Annotated in this window: 16 protein-coding genes; 2 read left to right on the top strand and 14 right to left on the bottom strand. The window is 72.2% G+C overall.

The annotated features are described in order from the left end of the window. Nucleotides 1–136: 136 nt before the first annotated feature. The 8 genes from ABT092_RS14975 to ABT092_RS14940 all read right to left on the bottom strand — a co-directional run bounded on the left by ABT092_RS14975 (nucleotide 137) and on the right by ABT092_RS14940 (nucleotide 7,709). Nucleotides 137–913 (bottom strand): DUF3159 domain-containing protein, encoded by a 777-nt coding sequence (locus tag ABT092_RS14975; RefSeq protein WP_351243726.1) that lies wholly within the window; start codon nucleotides 911–913, stop codon nucleotides 137–139. 3 nt (nucleotides 914–916) lie between these two features. Continuing rightward, the gene (locus tag ABT092_RS14970) at nucleotides 917–1,321 is read right to left on the bottom strand and encodes an OB-fold nucleic acid binding domain-containing protein (protein ID WP_351243724.1); all 405 of its coding nucleotides are present in this window, start codon (nucleotides 1,319–1,321) and stop codon (nucleotides 917–919) included. A gap of 76 nt (nucleotides 1,322–1,397) precedes the next feature. Then, a complete protein-coding gene (locus tag ABT092_RS14965; protein ID WP_351243722.1) occupies nucleotides 1,398–2,081 on the bottom strand; it encodes a response regulator in 684 nt (227 codons plus the stop codon). A gap of 85 nt (nucleotides 2,082–2,166) precedes the next feature. Next, nucleotides 2,167–4,710, bottom strand: coding sequence for a DUF4118 domain-containing protein (locus ABT092_RS14960; RefSeq protein WP_351243720.1), 2,544 nt, complete (start codon nucleotides 4,708–4,710; stop codon nucleotides 2,167–2,169). Between the two features lie 193 nt (nucleotides 4,711–4,903). Then, nucleotides 4,904–5,659 carry an ABC transporter ATP-binding protein gene (locus ABT092_RS14955; RefSeq protein WP_502968444.1) on the bottom strand — a complete coding sequence of 252 codons (756 nt, stop codon included), beginning with the start codon at nucleotides 5,657–5,659 and terminating at the stop codon, nucleotides 4,904–4,906. A gap of 139 nt (nucleotides 5,660–5,798) precedes the next feature. Next, nucleotides 5,799–6,563, bottom strand: coding sequence for a DUF3710 domain-containing protein (locus ABT092_RS14950; RefSeq protein WP_451364587.1), 765 nt, complete (start codon nucleotides 6,561–6,563; stop codon nucleotides 5,799–5,801). Nucleotide 6,564: 1 nt separating this feature from the next. Next, nucleotides 6,565–7,128, bottom strand: a complete 564-nt coding sequence (dut, locus tag ABT092_RS14945; protein ID WP_351243718.1) for a dUTP diphosphatase — start codon at nucleotides 7,126–7,128, stop codon at nucleotides 6,565–6,567. Then, on the bottom strand, nucleotides 7,125–7,709 hold the full coding sequence (locus ABT092_RS14940; protein WP_351243717.1) for a PaaI family thioesterase: 585 nt from the start codon (nucleotides 7,707–7,709) through the stop codon (nucleotides 7,125–7,127). The genes dut and ABT092_RS14940 overlap by 4 nt, the downstream gene beginning before the upstream one ends. A 90-nt stretch (nucleotides 7,710–7,799) precedes the next feature. Here ABT092_RS14940 and ABT092_RS14935 point away from each other — a divergent pair, with 90 nt between their 5' ends. Then, entirely contained in the window at nucleotides 7,800–8,258 is a 459-nt protein-coding gene (locus ABT092_RS14935; RefSeq protein WP_351243715.1) for a DUF3093 domain-containing protein, read from the top strand. Nucleotides 8,259–8,272: 14 nt separating this feature from the next. Here the strand turns inward: ABT092_RS14935 and ABT092_RS14930 are convergent, their stop codons facing one another. From ABT092_RS14930 to ABT092_RS14915, 4 genes are all read right to left on the bottom strand, one after another. After that, on the bottom strand, nucleotides 8,273–9,262 hold the full coding sequence (locus ABT092_RS14930; RefSeq protein WP_351243713.1) for a hypothetical protein: 990 nt from the start codon (nucleotides 9,260–9,262) through the stop codon (nucleotides 8,273–8,275). Nucleotides 9,263–9,275: 13 nt separating this feature from the next. Beyond that, a complete protein-coding gene (locus ABT092_RS14925; protein ID WP_351243711.1) occupies nucleotides 9,276–9,572 on the bottom strand; it encodes a DUF4193 domain-containing protein in 297 nt (98 codons plus the stop codon). 395 nt (nucleotides 9,573–9,967) lie between these two features. Next, nucleotides 9,968–11,218, bottom strand: a complete 1,251-nt coding sequence (locus tag ABT092_RS14920; RefSeq protein WP_351243709.1) for a sensor histidine kinase — start codon at nucleotides 11,216–11,218, stop codon at nucleotides 9,968–9,970. A gap of 5 nt (nucleotides 11,219–11,223) precedes the next feature. Beyond that, a complete protein-coding gene (locus ABT092_RS14915; protein WP_351243707.1) occupies nucleotides 11,224–11,877 on the bottom strand; it encodes a response regulator transcription factor in 654 nt (217 codons plus the stop codon). A gap of 458 nt (nucleotides 11,878–12,335) precedes the next feature. Here ABT092_RS14915 and ABT092_RS14910 point away from each other — a divergent pair, with 458 nt between their 5' ends. Next, nucleotides 12,336–12,518 carry a hypothetical protein gene (locus ABT092_RS14910; protein ID WP_351243705.1) on the top strand — a complete coding sequence of 61 codons (183 nt, stop codon included), beginning with the start codon at nucleotides 12,336–12,338 and terminating at the stop codon, nucleotides 12,516–12,518. A 138-nt stretch (nucleotides 12,519–12,656) separates the two neighbouring features. Here the strand turns inward: ABT092_RS14910 and ABT092_RS14905 are convergent, their stop codons facing one another. Together ABT092_RS14905 and ABT092_RS14900 are read right to left on the bottom strand one after the other, a co-directional pair. After that, nucleotides 12,657–13,466, bottom strand: coding sequence for an inositol monophosphatase family protein (locus ABT092_RS14905; protein WP_351243703.1), 810 nt, complete (start codon nucleotides 13,464–13,466; stop codon nucleotides 12,657–12,659). Further along, nucleotides 13,463–14,617: a ferrochelatase gene (locus ABT092_RS14900; RefSeq protein WP_351243701.1), complete on the bottom strand. Its 1,155-nt coding sequence runs from the start codon at nucleotides 14,615–14,617 to the stop codon at nucleotides 13,463–13,465. Before ABT092_RS14900 ends, ABT092_RS14905 begins: the two co-directional genes overlap by 4 nt. Nucleotides 14,618–14,745 lie beyond the last annotated feature (128 nt).

The raw sequence follows: 14,745 nt of genomic DNA, 5'->3' as shown, positions 1-14,745 counted from the left end.
CGCGTCGTTGGGGCGGCCCGGGGGGGGGGGGGGGGGGGGCCGCCGGGTGTTGTGGGGGGGGGGGTTTTTGGGGGGGGGGGGGGGGCGCCCCGACGGGGCCCCCCCCTCCACGCGGTTCGGCGGGTGCTTCTCGCGGCTACTCGGTCCGCGCCGTTGCGGCCGCGTCCTTCGCCGCCTTCTCGGCGGCCTCCCGCTCCTCCATCTCGGCGAACACGTCGATGGGGGCCGGGGCCTTGGCGAGGAAGATCCAGGTCAGCCAGACCGCCAGCAGGAACGGCGGGATCTTCAAGGCCACCAGGACCCAACCGAGTTGCGTGGTGTCGGCCCACCAGTACAGGGGGAACAGGATCGCGGACTTGGCGAGCAGGATGCCGCCCCAGGCGTAGCTGGCCTTGGCGTACGCCTTCTTGCGGCCCGGGTTGCGGGTCCGCCAGGAGAGGTTCTCCTTGAAGATCGGGCCGAGCACCAGCCCCATCAGGGGAACGCCCGCGAGGGCCGTGATGACGTAGGCGAGGCCGAGCCCGAGCGTGTACAGCATGCCGGGCAGGTAGAAGTCCTTGGCGTTGCCGGTCATCATCGCGAAGACCACGCCGAAGGCGACGCCGAAGACCCCGCTGAAGGCGTGCTTGACGGTGTCCTTCATCACCAGTCGGACCACCACCATCAGCACCGAGACCGCGAGGGCCGCGATGGCGGAGAGGTGCAGGTCCTTGTTGACGGTGTAGATCGTGACGAAGAGGAGCCCGGGGACGACGGTCTCGACCATGCCGCGCACCCCGCCGAACGCTTCGAAGAGCGCCGCCTCGGTCACCGCCTTGGCGTCCTGCCCCGGCGGCCCGTCGGCGGGCTCGGCTCCCGGGCCGCCGTCCTGGGCCGTGCTCCGGTGGTCGGTCGGCTTGTCGAGGGACGTCACCGGCTACTCCCGTCCAAGGGGTCTGAGTTCGTACTTCGGGTTGAAGAGCACCCGGCGGCCCCGGCTCATCGCGATCCGGCCGGAGGCGATCAGCTTGCGCCCCGGCTCGATGCCCACGATGGAGCGCCTGCCGAGCCAGACCACGTCGAGCGCGGCCGAGCCGTCGAAGAGCTCCGCCTCCAGGGCCGGGACCCCCGCCCGGGGGCGGAGGGTGACCGTGCGCAAGGTACCAGTAACGGTGACGATCTGCCGGTCCTGGCAGTCACCGATCCGGATGCAACCGGCCGTCTCCGCGTCCTCGCGCAGTTCCTCGGACTCCAGGTCCTCCTGGGAGGCCGAGATGTCGGCGAGCCGGTCGAGCATCCGGCGGAACCGGCCCGTCGGCTTGTCGGAACGTGGCGCACTCATAGGGGAAGGGTACCCAGTCGGCGGAGTGCGCCGCCGCGCCGTGGACGCCCCGGGCGGGAGGGGCCGGGGAGCCGCCTCAGTGTTCGAACCGGTACCCCATGCCCGGCTCGGTGATGAAGTGCCGGGGGTGCGAGGGGTCGGCCTCCAGTTTGCGGCGGAGCTGGGCCATGTAGACCCGCAGGTAGTTGGTCTCGGTCCCGTAGGACGGGCCCCACACCTCCTGGAGGAGCTGCTTCTGGCTCACCAGCCGTCCGGCGTTGCGCACCAGCACCTCCAGCAGGTGCCACTCGGTGGGGGTGAGCCGGACGTCCCGCCCGCCCCGGTTGACCTTCTTCGCGGCCAGGTCGACGGTGAAGTCCGCCGTCTCGACCACCACGTCGTCGTCCCCGCCGCCGGTCGGTTCGGCGCGGCGGACCGCCGCCCGCAGCCGGGCCAGCAGTTCGTCCATGCCGAAGGGCTTGGTCACGTAGTCGTCGGCACCGGCGTCCAGCGCCTCGACCTTCTCGTCGGAGCTGTGCCGTGCCGACAGCACCAGGATGGGCACCCGGGTCCAGCCGCGCAGCCCCTTGATCACCTCGACCCCGTCCATGTCCGGCAGGCCGAGGTCGAGGACCACGACGTCGGGGTGGCGGGCGGCGGCCAGCTGGAGCGCGGTGGCGCCGTCCGCAGCGGCGTCCACCTCGTACTTGCGGGCCTTGAGGTTGATCACGAGCGCGCGGACGATCTGGGGTTCGTCGTCGACCACGAGCACCCGGGTCATGAGCGCCTGCCTTTCTGGTTGTCCGTGGCCCGGGCGTCCGGGGCCGGTGCGTCCGGGACCACGGCGGCCCGGGCGGGGTGTGCGGTCACGAGGTGACCGTGGCGGGGAGTTCCGGTCCGGACCGGGCGTGGCCGGGCGCGGCGGTGAGGGTCAGCACCATGGTGAGGCCGCCGCCGGGGGTGTCCTCCGCGGTGAGGGTGCCGCCCATGGACTCGGCGAAGCCGCGGGCGACGGCGAGGCCGAGGCCGACCCCGGCGCCGCGCGGGGCGTCCCCGTGGCGCTGGAAGGGCTCGAAGATGCGCTCCTTGGCCTCCTCGGGGACCCCGGGCCCGCGGTCGACGACCCGCAGTTCCACCCGGGGGCCCAGGGTGCTGGCCGCGACGAGGACCCGCCGGCCCTCGGGGCTGTACTTGACGGCGTTCTCGACGACGTTGGCGACGGTGCGCTCCAGCAGTCCGGGATCGACGCGGACCATGGGCAGGGTCTCCGGTATGTCGAGGCACGCACTGCCCTCGGGGACGCCGGCCAGGGCCATCGGCACCACCTCGTCGAGGTCCACCTCGCGGATCAGGGGTTGGACGGTGCCGGTCTGGAGCCGGGACATGTCGAGCAGGTTCCCCACCAGGTGGTCAAGGCGGTCGGCGCCGGCCTCGATGCCGGCCAGCAGCTCCGCCTCGTCCTCCTCGGACCAGGCGACGTCGTCGGAGCGCAGCGAGGAGACGGCGGCCTTGATGCCGGCGAGGGGGGTGCGGAGGTCGTGGCTGACGGCGGCGAGGAGGGCGGTGCGGATGCGGTTGCCCTCGGCGAGGCGGCGGGCCCGGTCGGCCTCCTCGCGCAGGCGTCGGCGGTCCAGCACCACCACCGCCTGCGCCGCGAAGGCCGCCAGGACGCGGCGGTCCTCGGCCGGCAGCACCCGCCCGGACAGCGCCAACGCCAGGTGGTCGTCGACCGGCACGTCCACGTCCGCGTCCTCCGGACGCTTCACCGGAGCGGGACCCACGCTCCCCGCACACGTCCAGGGCGCCACGTCACCCTCCCGCTCCAGCAAGGCCACCGACTCCATCCCGAACGTCTCCCGCACCCGGTCCAACAACGCGTCCAGCGACGTCTCCCCCCGCAACACGCTCCCCGCCAAGAACGACAACACCTCCGACTCCGCCCGCAACCGCGCCGCCTGATGCGTACGCCGCGCCGCCACGTCCACCACCGACGCCACCGCCACCGCCACCCCCACGAAGATCACTATGGCGACGATGTTCTTGGGGTCCGCGATGGTGACGCGGTGCAGCGGCGGGGTGAAGAACCAGTTCAGCAGGAAGGAGCCGAAGGCCGCGGAGGCCAGTGCCGGCCAGAGTCCGCCCAGCAGCGCCGCGGCCACCGTGAGCGTCAGGAACAACAGCATGTCGTTGGCCAGGCCCAGGTGGGCGTCGACGTTGGTGAGGGTCAGGGCGAGGACGATCGGGCCGAGGACACCGGTGAGCCATCCCCACACGATCCGCTGCCGACCCAGCCGCGCACCCCGCGCCACCGGCAACCCACGCCCCCGCGCCACCTCCTCGTGCGTCACGATGTGCACGTCCAGATCAGGACCCGAATCCCGCGCCACCGTCGCACCCACACCCGGCCCGAACACGTACTGCCACGCCCGGCGCCGCGAAGACCCCAACACCACCTGCGTCGCATTCACCCCACGAGAAAACTCCAACAACGCAGACGGCACATCATCACCCACCACATGATGAAACGTCCCCCCCAACCCCTCCACCAACCCCCGCTGCACCGCCAACTCCTTCGGCGACGCCGCCGTCAACCCGTCACTCCGCGACACGTACACCGCCAACACCTCACCCCCCGCACCCTTCTCCGCCAACCGCGCCGCACGCCGTATCAACGTCTCCCCCTCCGGACCCCCCGTCACCCCCACCACGATCCGCTCCCGGGCCTGCCAGGTGCTGCGGATGTTGTGCTCGCCCCGGTACTGCTGGAGGTACTCGTCGACCCGGTCCGCCACCCACAACAACGCCAACTCCCGCAACGCCGTCAAATTCCCCGGACGGAAATAATTCGACAACGCCGCATCGACCTTGTCCGACTGATAAATGTTCCCGTGCGCCATCCGACGCCGCAACGCCTGCGGCGACATGTCCACCAACTCGATCTGATCCGCCCGCCGCACCACCTCATCCGGCACCGTCTCCCGCTGCCGCACCCCCGTAATCGACTCCACCACATCACCCAACGACTCCAAATGCTGAATGTTCACCGTCGACACCACATCAATCCCGGCCGACAACAATTCCTCCACGTCCTGCCACCGCTTCGCATTCCGCGACCCCGGCACATTCGAATGCGCCAACTCATCCACCAACACCACCACCGGCCGCCGCGCCAACACCCCCACCACATCCATCTCCTCAAACACCCCACCCCGATACCCCACCCCCACCCGAGGCACCTGCTCCAAACCGTGCAACATCACCTCCGTCCGCGGCCGGCCATGATGCTCCACGAACCCCACCACACAATCCGTCCCCCGCTCCACCCGCCGATGCCCCTCCGACAACATCGCATACGTCTTCCCCACACCCGGCGCCGCACCGAGATAAATCCTTAGCCTGCCGCGTCCCATGGCCCCATTGTCTTCCACTCACACCCGCGCACCACCGTTGATCGCGCTCCGACGGTACAGCCCCGACATTCGACAAATCGGACGAATGATCGACTATTGCGGCACCTTGACGGAACCCTGATGGACCGGCTTCACGGGCAAAGCCGCTGGTGGGGGCGTGGAAGGCCGGGCGGGCGCAGAGGGCCGGCCCGGGTCAGGCGCCCTCGACGATCTCCCCGTCGCTGAGTTCGAGCACCCGGTCGGCGAGGTCGAGCAGCGCCGCGTCGTGGGTCGCCACCAGCGCGGTGACGCCCTCGCTGCGCACGACGGCGCGCAGCAGCTCCATCACGGCCTGACCGGTCTCGGCGTCCAGCTGGCCGGTGGGCTCGTCGGCGATGATCAGGGACGGCCGGTTGGCGAGGGCACGGGCGATGGCGACCCGCTGCCGCTGGCCGCCGGAGAGCTCCCCGGGTCGTTGCCGGGCGTGGTCGGCGAGACCGACGAGCGACAACAGCAGGGCCACCCGTTCGTCGCGTTCCGCCGCGGGCACGCCGCGCAGCCGCAAGGGCACGCCGACGTTCTCGGCGGCACTGAGGATCGGGATCAGCCCGAAGGACTGGAAGACGAAGCCGATGCGGTCCCGTCGCAGCCGGAGCAGACCGGCCTCGTCCAGGTCGGCCAGGTCGTGGCCGTCGACGTGGACGGTGCCCTGGTCCGGGGAGTCGAGCCCGCCGACCAGGTTCAACAGGGTGGTCTTGCCGGAGCCGGAGCGCCCCTTGAGGGCGACGAGTTCGCCGCGCGGGACGGTGAAGGTCACGCCCTTCAGCGCGTGCACCGCGGCGGCGCCGGTGCCGTAGGACCGGCGGAGGTCCGCCACCCGGACCATGGGACCCCGGGCGGGCTCCGCGGTCCGCGTCGTCGAGCCGTGGGCCGTCACGGCCCCGTCCGCCCCTGTGGCCCCCCGTGTCATGCCCGCTCCCGTACCCGTGCTCCGAACCGTCCGACAGTATGGTCACGCCGCACCATCGGGAGCAACGGTCCGCACGGGACCGGTGGGAGTCGACTCCGTGTCACGACCCGCACGTCACGACACGGAGCGTGCTCCACGCTCAGCGGACCTCGGTGATCTCCGGGCCCCGGGCGAGCTGGCCCATGCCCCCGGAGAACCGGGAGGTGGCCTGCTCCTCCTGCTGGACCCCTTCGGGCACCATCTGGGCGTTGTTCGGGAGCTGGAGGACGATCGGGTCACGGGGCGCCATCGGGCCGTCGCCCCGGACCACGACGGTGTCCTGGAAGATCTGCTCCAGCAGCCCCGCGGCCTGCGGCTGCACCGCGCCCTGGCCGGAGATCACCCCGCGCAGGAACCAGCGGGGGCCGTCGACGCCGACGAACCGCACCACCTGGAAGCCGCCCGTTCCGTCCGGCAACTGCACGGGCACCTGGGCCCGCAGCTCCCAGCCGAGCGGTCCCTGCACCTCGTCGATGACGCCGCCCTGCTGGGTGATGCCGGAGGCGATCTCCTCGCGCACCTCGCCCCAGATGCCCTCCCGCTTGGGAGCGGCGAAGCCCTGGAGCTGGATGGCGCTGTCCTTGAGCACGACGGTCGCGGCGACGATGGCGTCCCCGGCGACCTCGACGCGCAGTTCCATGCCGTCGACCCCGGGCACGAACAGCCCGCCCAGGTCGACCCGGCCCTCGCCCGGTTCGCGCACCTCGGAGCTGTCCCAGGGGCCGTCGGGACGGGGCTCCGGCTCCAACCGGACGCGCTCCGTCCCGTCGCCGTCGTCGACCTGCTCGGCCTCGCCCGTCGCGTCCGCCGCCGTCGCGTCTTCCGCGTCCTCGGGGGAGCTCATCTTCTTGCGACGTCCGAACACGTCATCGTCCTTCCCGGTCGGTTCCGACCGATGCGTATTGATTCCCACCCACGGGCCCATCCGGAGCGTCCACCGAGGCATGACCGCCGGTGGACCCGAAGCCCCCCTCGGCCCGCGCCGAACCGGGAAGGTCCGCGACCTCCCGGAAGCTCACCCTCTCGACTTGCTGGACAACCAGTTGGGCAATCCGGTCGAAGCGCTCGAACCGCACGTGCTCGCGCGGATCGAGATTCACCACGATCACCTTGATCTCCCCACGGTACCCGGCATCAACCGTCCCCGGCGCATTCACCAGGGCGACACCGAGCCGGGCGGCGAGCCCGGAGCGCGGGTGCACGAAGGCCGCGTAGCCGTCCGGCAGTGCGATCGCGACCCCGGTGGGCAGGACGGCCCGCTCGCCCGGCGCGAGGTCGTGGGCCTCGGTGGTGCGCAGGTCCGCGCCCGCGTCGCCGGGCAGCGCGTACGCGGGCAGCGGCACCTCGGGGTCGACCCGTCGGATGAGGACGGGCAGCTCGGGGCGGGCGACGGCCGGGCCCGGCGACGGCGTCGAACGGTCGGCGCTCACGGGCTCACCTCGAAGGCACGGGCCCGGCGCAGGGCGTCGGGGTCGCCGAGGACCGCCCGGACCTCCTCGGTGCGGCCGTTGTCCACGAAGTGCTCCACCTCGACCTCGATGAACACGGCGTTCGCGCGCACCGCCTCGGGACCGTCGGGGCCGCCGATCCGACCCGACGCACGGGAGTAGATCTTCCGCCCGGCGACGGCGACGACCTCGGCGTCGAGGTGCAGCACGGTGCCCACGGGCACCGGACGGAGGTAGTCGGTCTCCAGACGACCGGTGACGGCGATGACCCGCAGCAGCCAGTTCAGGGAGCCGAGCGTCTCGTCCAGCGCGGTGGCGAGGACACCGCCGTGCGCCAGCCCGGGCGCGCCCTGGTGGGCGGGGCGCACCGTGAACTCGGCGCTGACCCGTACCCCCTCCTCGGCGCGGGCCACGAGGTGCAGCCCGTGGGGTTGCTCCCCGCCGCAGCCGAAGCACCGGTCGTAGTGGGAACCGAGCGGTTCGCCGGGCGCGGGGGCAGCGGGGTGCCGTACCGGCGCTATGGCGTCCGCGGGAGGCGTCAGGACGGTCGAAGTACCACTCACAGGCGCAGACCTTACCCGCCCGTCCGCGCCCCTCCGGACGGGCGGGCCCTGGGACCGGGACGGACGCGGGGGCGTGCCAAGCTAGCGGTCATGGACCTTTCGGCAGCGCCCTACGAAGAACGTCTCACCGCGCCCCGTTCGTGGTGGTTGGTGACCCTGCTGGCCGGTGTCTCCCTGGGGCTGATCGGCCTGCCGTTCGGTGCGCTCGCCATGCTCGGGGGTCTGGTCGGCGGCACGGCCTTGGCCGCGGTGATCACCAGTTCGTACGGATCGGCGCGGATCAGGGTGGTCGGCGACTCGCTGGTGGCCGGCGACGCCCGGATCCCGCTCTCGGCGCTGGGCGAACCCGAGGTCCTGGACGCCGAGGAGGCCAGGGCCTGGCGGACCCACAAGGCGGACCCCCGCGCGTACCTGCTGCTGCGGGGGTACATCCCGACGGCGCTGCGGGTCCCGGTGACCGACCCCGAGGACCCCACGCCCTACGTGTACGTCTCCACCCGCGCGCCCGAGGCCCTGGCCGCGGCCCTCGCCTCGTCCCGCACCGGCTGAGCCCCCGGCGGGGCTCAGCCCTCGATCTCGCGGCGCCCGGGGGCGCCGCCCAGGGTGCCGCCGTCCGCGCCGAGGGGGATCTCGGGCAGGTCGGCCCAGGCGACCTGGCGCACGCGCAGGTCGTCCCGGATGCGCCGGGCCAGCTTGTGGGTGTCCCGCCGGTTCATGACGGCGCCGACGGCCGCCCCGACCATGAAGGGCATCAGGTTGGGGAGGTTGCGCACCATGCGTTTCATGATCTGTTGACGCAGTTCGCGCTTCATCTGGACGCCGAGCGCGGCGTTGATCGTCGACGGTTTGGTCACGTCGATGCCGCGCTCCTCCGACCAGGTCGTCAGGTAGACGGCGGTGCGCTCCTTGAGACCGCCGGGCGGACGCTGTCCGTAGACCTCGTACAACTCGGCGATCAGCTTCAGCTCGATCGCGGCGACGCCGGTGATCTCGGCCGCCAGTTCCGCCGGCATGGCGGGCGGGGCGGGCAGCATCGCCGCCGCGCCGACGCCGGCGCCCACCGTCGAGGTGGCGTTCGCGGCGCCGTTCACGAGCTTGTCCGCGAGCCGTTCCGGCGAGAGGCCGGGGAACTGTCGACGCAGGGTCGCCAGGTCGCGGACGGGGATCCTGGGGGCGTTCTCGATGATCCGGTCGGCGAGGTACGCCACGCCCGCCTTGGCGCGGTCGCCGCCCTTGCGGACGCCGTCCCGGACCGCGGCCATGCGGCCCCGGGGGCGCTCCTCGGGCGCCCCGGGACGGTCCGCGGGCACGACGACGGCTCCGGTGGCGTGCAGGGCGTCCGCCCATGCCGCCGCCTCGCCCTCGGGTATGACCTCCTGGTGCCCCGCAGCGCCGTCCGCTCCGCCCCGCGCTTCGAGCGAGGCCGGATGGCCCCGCTCGTCGTCACGCGCGTCCGTGGACCGCTGTGCCGGTCCCGATGACGGTTCGGTGCTCGCTTCGTCCGCTCCCCGCCAACGGAAGCGGCGCTTCCGGGGTGGGGTCGAGCCAGTCACGGCCGACCCCGCCTCAGTCGCAGTCGCGGCAGATCGGCTGGCCGTTCTTCTCACGGGCCAGCTGACTGCGGTGGTGGACCAGGAAGCAGCTCATGCAGGTGAACTCGTCCGCCTGCTTGGGCATGACCCGGACGGCCAGTTCCTCGTTCGAGAGGTCCGCTCCGGGCAGTTCCAGCCCCTCGGCGGCCTCGAACTCGTCGACGTCCACCGTGGACGCCGACTTGTCGTTCCGCCGGGACTTCAGCTCTTCGATGCTGTCCTCGTTGAGGTCGTCATCGGTCTTGCGTGGAGTGTCGTAGTCCGTTGCCATATCGCTCTCCCCCTCTGGGTGTCTGCGGGTGTCTCAGCGCTCGTAACGCATGGGAGGCCGGGGTTGTGCCCGACCTGAAGCGGAGATTTTGCCTCACATCAAGGTCCGTTACTCAATCGACACCCAGCCGGATGACCCAGAGGTGATCCGGGTGGATGGCGGTCGGGACCCTACCTGGTCCCGTCATTGCTGCTCACAGGCGCCACCCCGTGTACTTCCCGTGACCGGGACCCCTGAAAACCCGGACTTTCCCGGCCCTCCAGGGGTGCGGACGATCACGAAGAGTAGACGACCGGAATGCGGCCCCTGTGATCGATCACACAGGAAGACGTCGGGAGCGAATCCCGAAAATTCCGCTCAAAGCGAACATCCTCTGCGTGTCGGGGGGCAGTGTGTCAGATCGGAAGCGTGACGCGCATCACGAGCCCGCCCCCTTCGCGGGGCTCCGCGATGATACGTCCCCCGTGGGCCCTCGCCACCGAGCGGGCGATCGAGAGGCCGAGCCCCACACCCTTGTCGCTGCCCGTCCGCTCGGTGCGCAGCCGGCGGAAGGGCTCGAAGAGGTTGTCGACCTCGTAGGCGGGCACCACGGGCCCGGTGTTCGACACCACCAGCACCGCCTGGCCGTGCTGGGCCTCGGTGGACACCTCCACCCAGCCGCCCCGGGCGACGTTGTAGCGCACGGCGTTCTGCACCAGGTTCAACGCGATCCGTTCCAACAGGACGCCGTTGCCCTGCACCACCACGGGCTCCTGCACCCCGCGGATCGCCACGGCGCGCTGCTCGGCCTCCGCGTGCACCTGCTCGATGGCCCGCGAGGCGACCTCGGCGAGGTCCACCGGCTTGCGCTCCACGATCTGGTTGTCGCTGCGGGCCAGCAGCAACAACCCCTCCACCAGCTGTTCGCTGCGCTCGTTGGTGGCGAGCAGGGTCTTGCCGAGCTGCTGGAGCTCCGGCGGCGCACCGGGGTCCGAGAGGTGGACCTCCAGCAGGGTGCGGTTGATGGCGAGCGGGGTGCGCAGCTCGTGCGAGGCGTTGCCGACGAACCGCTGCTGGGCAGTGAAGGCGCGCTCCAGACGCTCCAGCATGTCGTCGAAGGTGTCGGCCAGCTCCTTCAGCTCGTCGTCTGGGCCGTCCAGCTCGATCCGCCGGGTCAGGTCGGAACCGGCCACCCGACGCGCCGTGCGGGTGATGCGGCCCAGCGGCGACAGGACCCGTCCCGCCATCGCGTAGCCGAAGGCGAAGGCGATCACGCTCAGCCCCAGCAGCGCCATCAGGGACCGGCTCAGCAGGGCGTCCAGCGCGTGCCGGCGCTGACTGCCCATGCAGGCGTCCAGCGCGCTGTTGAACGCCTCCCCCTTGCTGTTCGCCGAGTCGGAGAGCTGCGGACACATCTGGCTGGTGATGCGGACCTCGCCGGAGATCAGCTTGAACGGCAGCGTCGTGCCGTCGTGCACGGCCTGCGCCGCCAACAGGTAGATGATCGACAGCAGCAGGATGCCCGCGATCAGGAACATGCCGCCGTAGAGCAGGGTGAGCCTTATCCGGATGGTCGGCCGCAGCCAGGGGAAGGGCGCGTCCGGACGCCTGGGGGGCCAGGTGGGTTTCGGGGGCGCTGCGGGCGGCGGCGGGGGTGTCGCGGCCACGTCGATCAGATCCGGTATCCGGAACCGGGCACGGTGATGATCACCGCGGGCTCACCGAGCTTGCGGCGCAGGGTCATCACGGTGACCCGGACCACGTTGGTGAACGGGTCGGTGTTCTCGTCCCACGCCTTCTCCAACAGCTGCTCCGCCGAGACCACGGCCCCCTCGCTGCGCAGCAGCACCTCCAGGACCGCGAACTCCTTCGGCGCCAGCTGCACCTCACGGCCGTCGCGGAAGACCTCTCGGCGGTTGGGGTCCAGCTTGATGCCGGCCCGCTCCAGCACCGGCGGCAGGGGGACGCTGGTGCGCCGTCCCAGCGCCCGGACCCGGGCGATCAGCTCGCTGAACGCGAAGGGCTTGGGCAGGTAGTCGTCGGCGCCGAGTTCCAGGCCCTCGACCCGGTCGCTGACGTCGCCGGAGGCGGTGAGCATCAGGACCCGGGTGGGCATGCCGAGCTCCACGACCCGGCGGCAGACGTCGTCCCCGTGGACGAGCGGCAGGTCCCGGTCGAGCACGACGACGTCGTAGTCGTTCACCCCGATGCGCTCCAGGGCCGCCGCACCGTCGTACACGACGTCCACGGCCATGGCCTCCCGGCGCAGTCCGGTGGCCACCGCATCGGCGAGCAGCTGCTCGTCCTCGACGACGAGTACGCGCACGTCGTTAGTCCTTCCTCTGGCACCCCACCGCCCGCGGGAGGTGGGGTGACGTCGATCGTGGGGTGAGGCTCCATCCTGCCCCCTGAGCTCATAAACCGGCGGTAAGGCGGAGGCCGGCGCGGAGCCGATCGGCGGGGGCGGACACCGCACGCCCGGACCGTTCCCGGTCGGCTGCCGGCCGGGGCCGGCGCGCCCGCGGACCGGCTCCCGGGTGAACCCCTCGGGAACCGGGGGCGAACGGGCGCGGCACGGCCGGCGGGCATCCGGCTTTCCCGCAGTTTCTCCGTCGGGGAGGTTTCCGCCGCGGGGCGCGGGGGGAGGACGACCACACACCCGCGATCACACCGTGCAGTGGCACGCCACGACGGCTACCGCAGAGCCGTGCTCCGACGTGATCGCCCCTCCCCAGGGCACACACCGTGCCGCCGACCCACGACCCAGGACGAGGGGGCGCAACCATGGACGCATTCACCGCAGGACTCCTGCAGCGCATCAGGACGACCGAGTCCGACCTGAGCCGTGCCCGCGAAACGGGCGACGACTTCCTTGTCGACGTGGAGCAGTCCGAGTTGGACGACCTCCACCGACTGGCCGCCGAACACGGCGTCACCGTCGAGCAGGGCAGCACCGCGCACGTCTGACCGAACCACCGAGGAGCACCCGCTCCGGAGCTCCCGCCCGACGGCAGGCATCCGCCGTACGGGCCACGCCCCGGGCCCACTCCCCTTTCTCCGTACGGGCCCCGGCGGTGATCACCGCCGGGGCCCGTACGCACGCGTTCAGTCGTGCCAGGCGCCGAGTTCGTCGAGGCGCAGCTGGAGCGGCTCGAAGAGTCCCGGCGGGGCCGCCACCACCAGGTCGCCGGAGGCCGGCTCGCCCGGCCGGCCGCCGGTGCGGGCGCCGGCCTCCCGGGCGATGAGGTCCCCGGCGGCCAGGTCCCACGGGTTCAGCCCCCGCTCGTAGTACGCGTCCAGCCGGCCGGTGGCCACGTCGCACAGGTCGATCGCGGCCGAGCCGCCCCGGCGGATGTCGCGCACCTGGGGCAGCAGCCGGGCGACCACCTCGGCCTGCCGGGCGCGCCGCTCGGCGAGGTAGCCGAAGCCGGTGCCGAGCAGGGCGCGGTCGAAGGGGGGCGCCGGGCGGGTGCGGGCGGGCCGGTCGTTGACGAAGGCGCCGCCGCCGAGGACCGCGCGGTAGGTCTCGCCCCGCAGGGGGGCGCGGACCACTCCGACCACGGTCTCGCCGTCCCGGCGCGCCGCGATCGACACCGACCAGGCGGGCTGGCCGTAGAGGTAGTTCACCGTGCCGTCGAGCGGGTCGACCACCCACTCCACTCCGGAGGTTCCCGCGCGGTCGGCGCCTTCCTCCCCGATCACCGCGTCGTCGGGCCTGCGGTCGGCCAGCAGGGTGGTGATCAGCCGCTCGGAGGCGAGGTCCATCTCGGTGACCACGTCCACCGCGCTGGTCTTGGTCGCCGCGACGCCCAGGTCCGCGGGGCGGGAGTCGCGCAGCAGGTCACCGGCGCGGCGGGCCGCCTCCAGCGCCACGTCGAGCAGTTCGGCGTGCAGTTCGGCCGGTGCGCGGTTCATCGGGCCGCCTCCCCCAGGCGGGGGCCGTCCGCCCCCGCCGCGGCGGGCTTCGGGGTGCGCGCCGGGCAGCAGCCGACCGGGCAGAGGTCGTGGCTCGGGCCGAGCCGGCCGAGGGCGCAGCGCTCCACGGTGCGACCGCTCTCGGTGGCGGCCCGTTCCAGGACCAGTTCGCGCACGGCGGCGGCGAACCGGGGGTCGGCGCCGACCGTGGCCGAGCGGCTCACCGGCAGACCCAGTTCGGCGGCCTTGGCGGCGGCCTCGGTGTCGAGGTCGTACTTGACCTCCATGTGGTCCGAGACGAACCCGACGGGGACCATCACGGCCGCGGGGGCACCGGCGTCGTGCAGTTCCTCCAGGTGGTCGCAGATGTCCGGCTCCAGCCACGGGATGTGCGGGGCGCCGGAGCGCGACTGGTAGACGAGCCGCCAGGGGTGCTCCCGGCCGGTGCGTTCCCGCACCGCCGCGGCGATGAGGCCGGCCGCCTCCAGGTGCTGGGCCAGGTAGGCGCCGCCGTCCCCGTGGTCCTCGACGGGGCCGGAGGCGTCGGCCGCGGCGGTCGGGATGGAGTGGGTGGTGAACGCCAGGTGGGCGCCGTCGCGGACGTCCGCGGGGAGTTCGGCGAGCGCCGCGAGCACGCCGTCGACCATGGGTTCCAGGAACCCGGGGTGGTTGAAGTAGTGCCGCAGCTTGTCGACCCGGGGTACCGGCAGTCCCTCCGCCTGGAGGGTGGCCAGCGACTCGGCGAGGTTCTCGCGGTACTGGCGGCACCCGGAGTACGAGGCGTAGGCGCTGGTCACCAGGGTGAGGACGCGGCGGTGGCCGTCCCGGACGAGTTCGCGCAGGGTGTCCGTGAGGTACGGGGCCCAGTTCCGGTTGCCCCAGTAGACGGGGAGTTCGAGGGCGTGGTCGGCGAAGTCCTTGCGCAGGGCGTGGAGCAGGGCGCGGTTCTGGTCGTTGATCGGGCTGACCCCGCCGAACAGGAAGTAGTGCTGTCCGACTTCCTTCAGCCGTTCCTTGGGGATGCCGCGCCCCCGGGTCACGTTCTCCAGGAACGGGACCACGTCGTCGGGGGCCTCGGGGCCGCCGAAGGACAACAGCAACAGGGCGTCGTACGGGGCGGGGGACCGGGATGGATCGAAGACGTCGGACATGTCTGTGATCCTGCCACTCGGCGGTGACGGCACCGACACGGCCATGCGCGCGCGGGCGCTTCGCGCGCCCCGGCAAGCGCTGCCTCACCACCGGTAAGATGAGCCCCTTCCGCCACAAGTAAGCTCGA

It is taken from the genome of Streptomyces sp. NPDC002490, from assembly GCF_040296045.1.
In the GTDB taxonomy this organism is placed as follows: Bacteria; Actinomycetota; Actinomycetes; order Streptomycetales; family Streptomycetaceae; genus Streptomyces.
Note: the sequence above shows the minus strand (reverse complement) of the source record. Positions and strands in the feature narration are given on the sequence as shown.

Excerpts from the sequence above, each read along its gene's own strand:
- ABT092_RS14910 (WP_351243705.1), top strand. The coding sequence starts at position 12,336 with ATGGACGCATTCACCGCAGGACTCCTGCAGCGCATCAGGACGACCGAG.
- ABT092_RS14970 (WP_351243724.1), bottom strand. The coding sequence starts at position 1,321 with ATGAGTGCGCCACGTTCCGACAAGCCGACGGGCCGGTTCCGCCGGATG.
- ABT092_RS14900 (WP_351243701.1), bottom strand. The coding sequence starts at position 14,617 with ATGTCCGACGTCTTCGATCCATCCCGGTCCCCCGCCCCGTACGACGCC.
- ABT092_RS14935 (WP_351243715.1), top strand. The coding sequence starts at position 7,800 with ATGGACCTTTCGGCAGCGCCCTACGAAGAACGTCTCACCGCGCCCCGT.
- ABT092_RS14925 (WP_351243711.1), bottom strand. The coding sequence starts at position 9,572 with ATGGCAACGGACTACGACACTCCACGCAAGACCGATGACGACCTCAAC.
- ABT092_RS14955 (WP_502968444.1), bottom strand. The coding sequence starts at position 5,659 with ATGACACGGGGGGCCACAGGGGCGGACGGGGCCGTGACGGCCCACGGC.
- ABT092_RS14960 (WP_351243720.1), bottom strand. The coding sequence starts at position 4,710 with ATGGGACGCGGCAGGCTAAGGATTTATCTCGGTGCGGCGCCGGGTGTG.
- ABT092_RS14905 (WP_351243703.1), bottom strand. The coding sequence starts at position 13,466 with ATGAACCGCGCACCGGCCGAACTGCACGCCGAACTGCTCGACGTGGCG.
- ABT092_RS14965 (WP_351243722.1), bottom strand. The coding sequence starts at position 2,081 with ATGACCCGGGTGCTCGTGGTCGACGACGAACCCCAGATCGTCCGCGCG.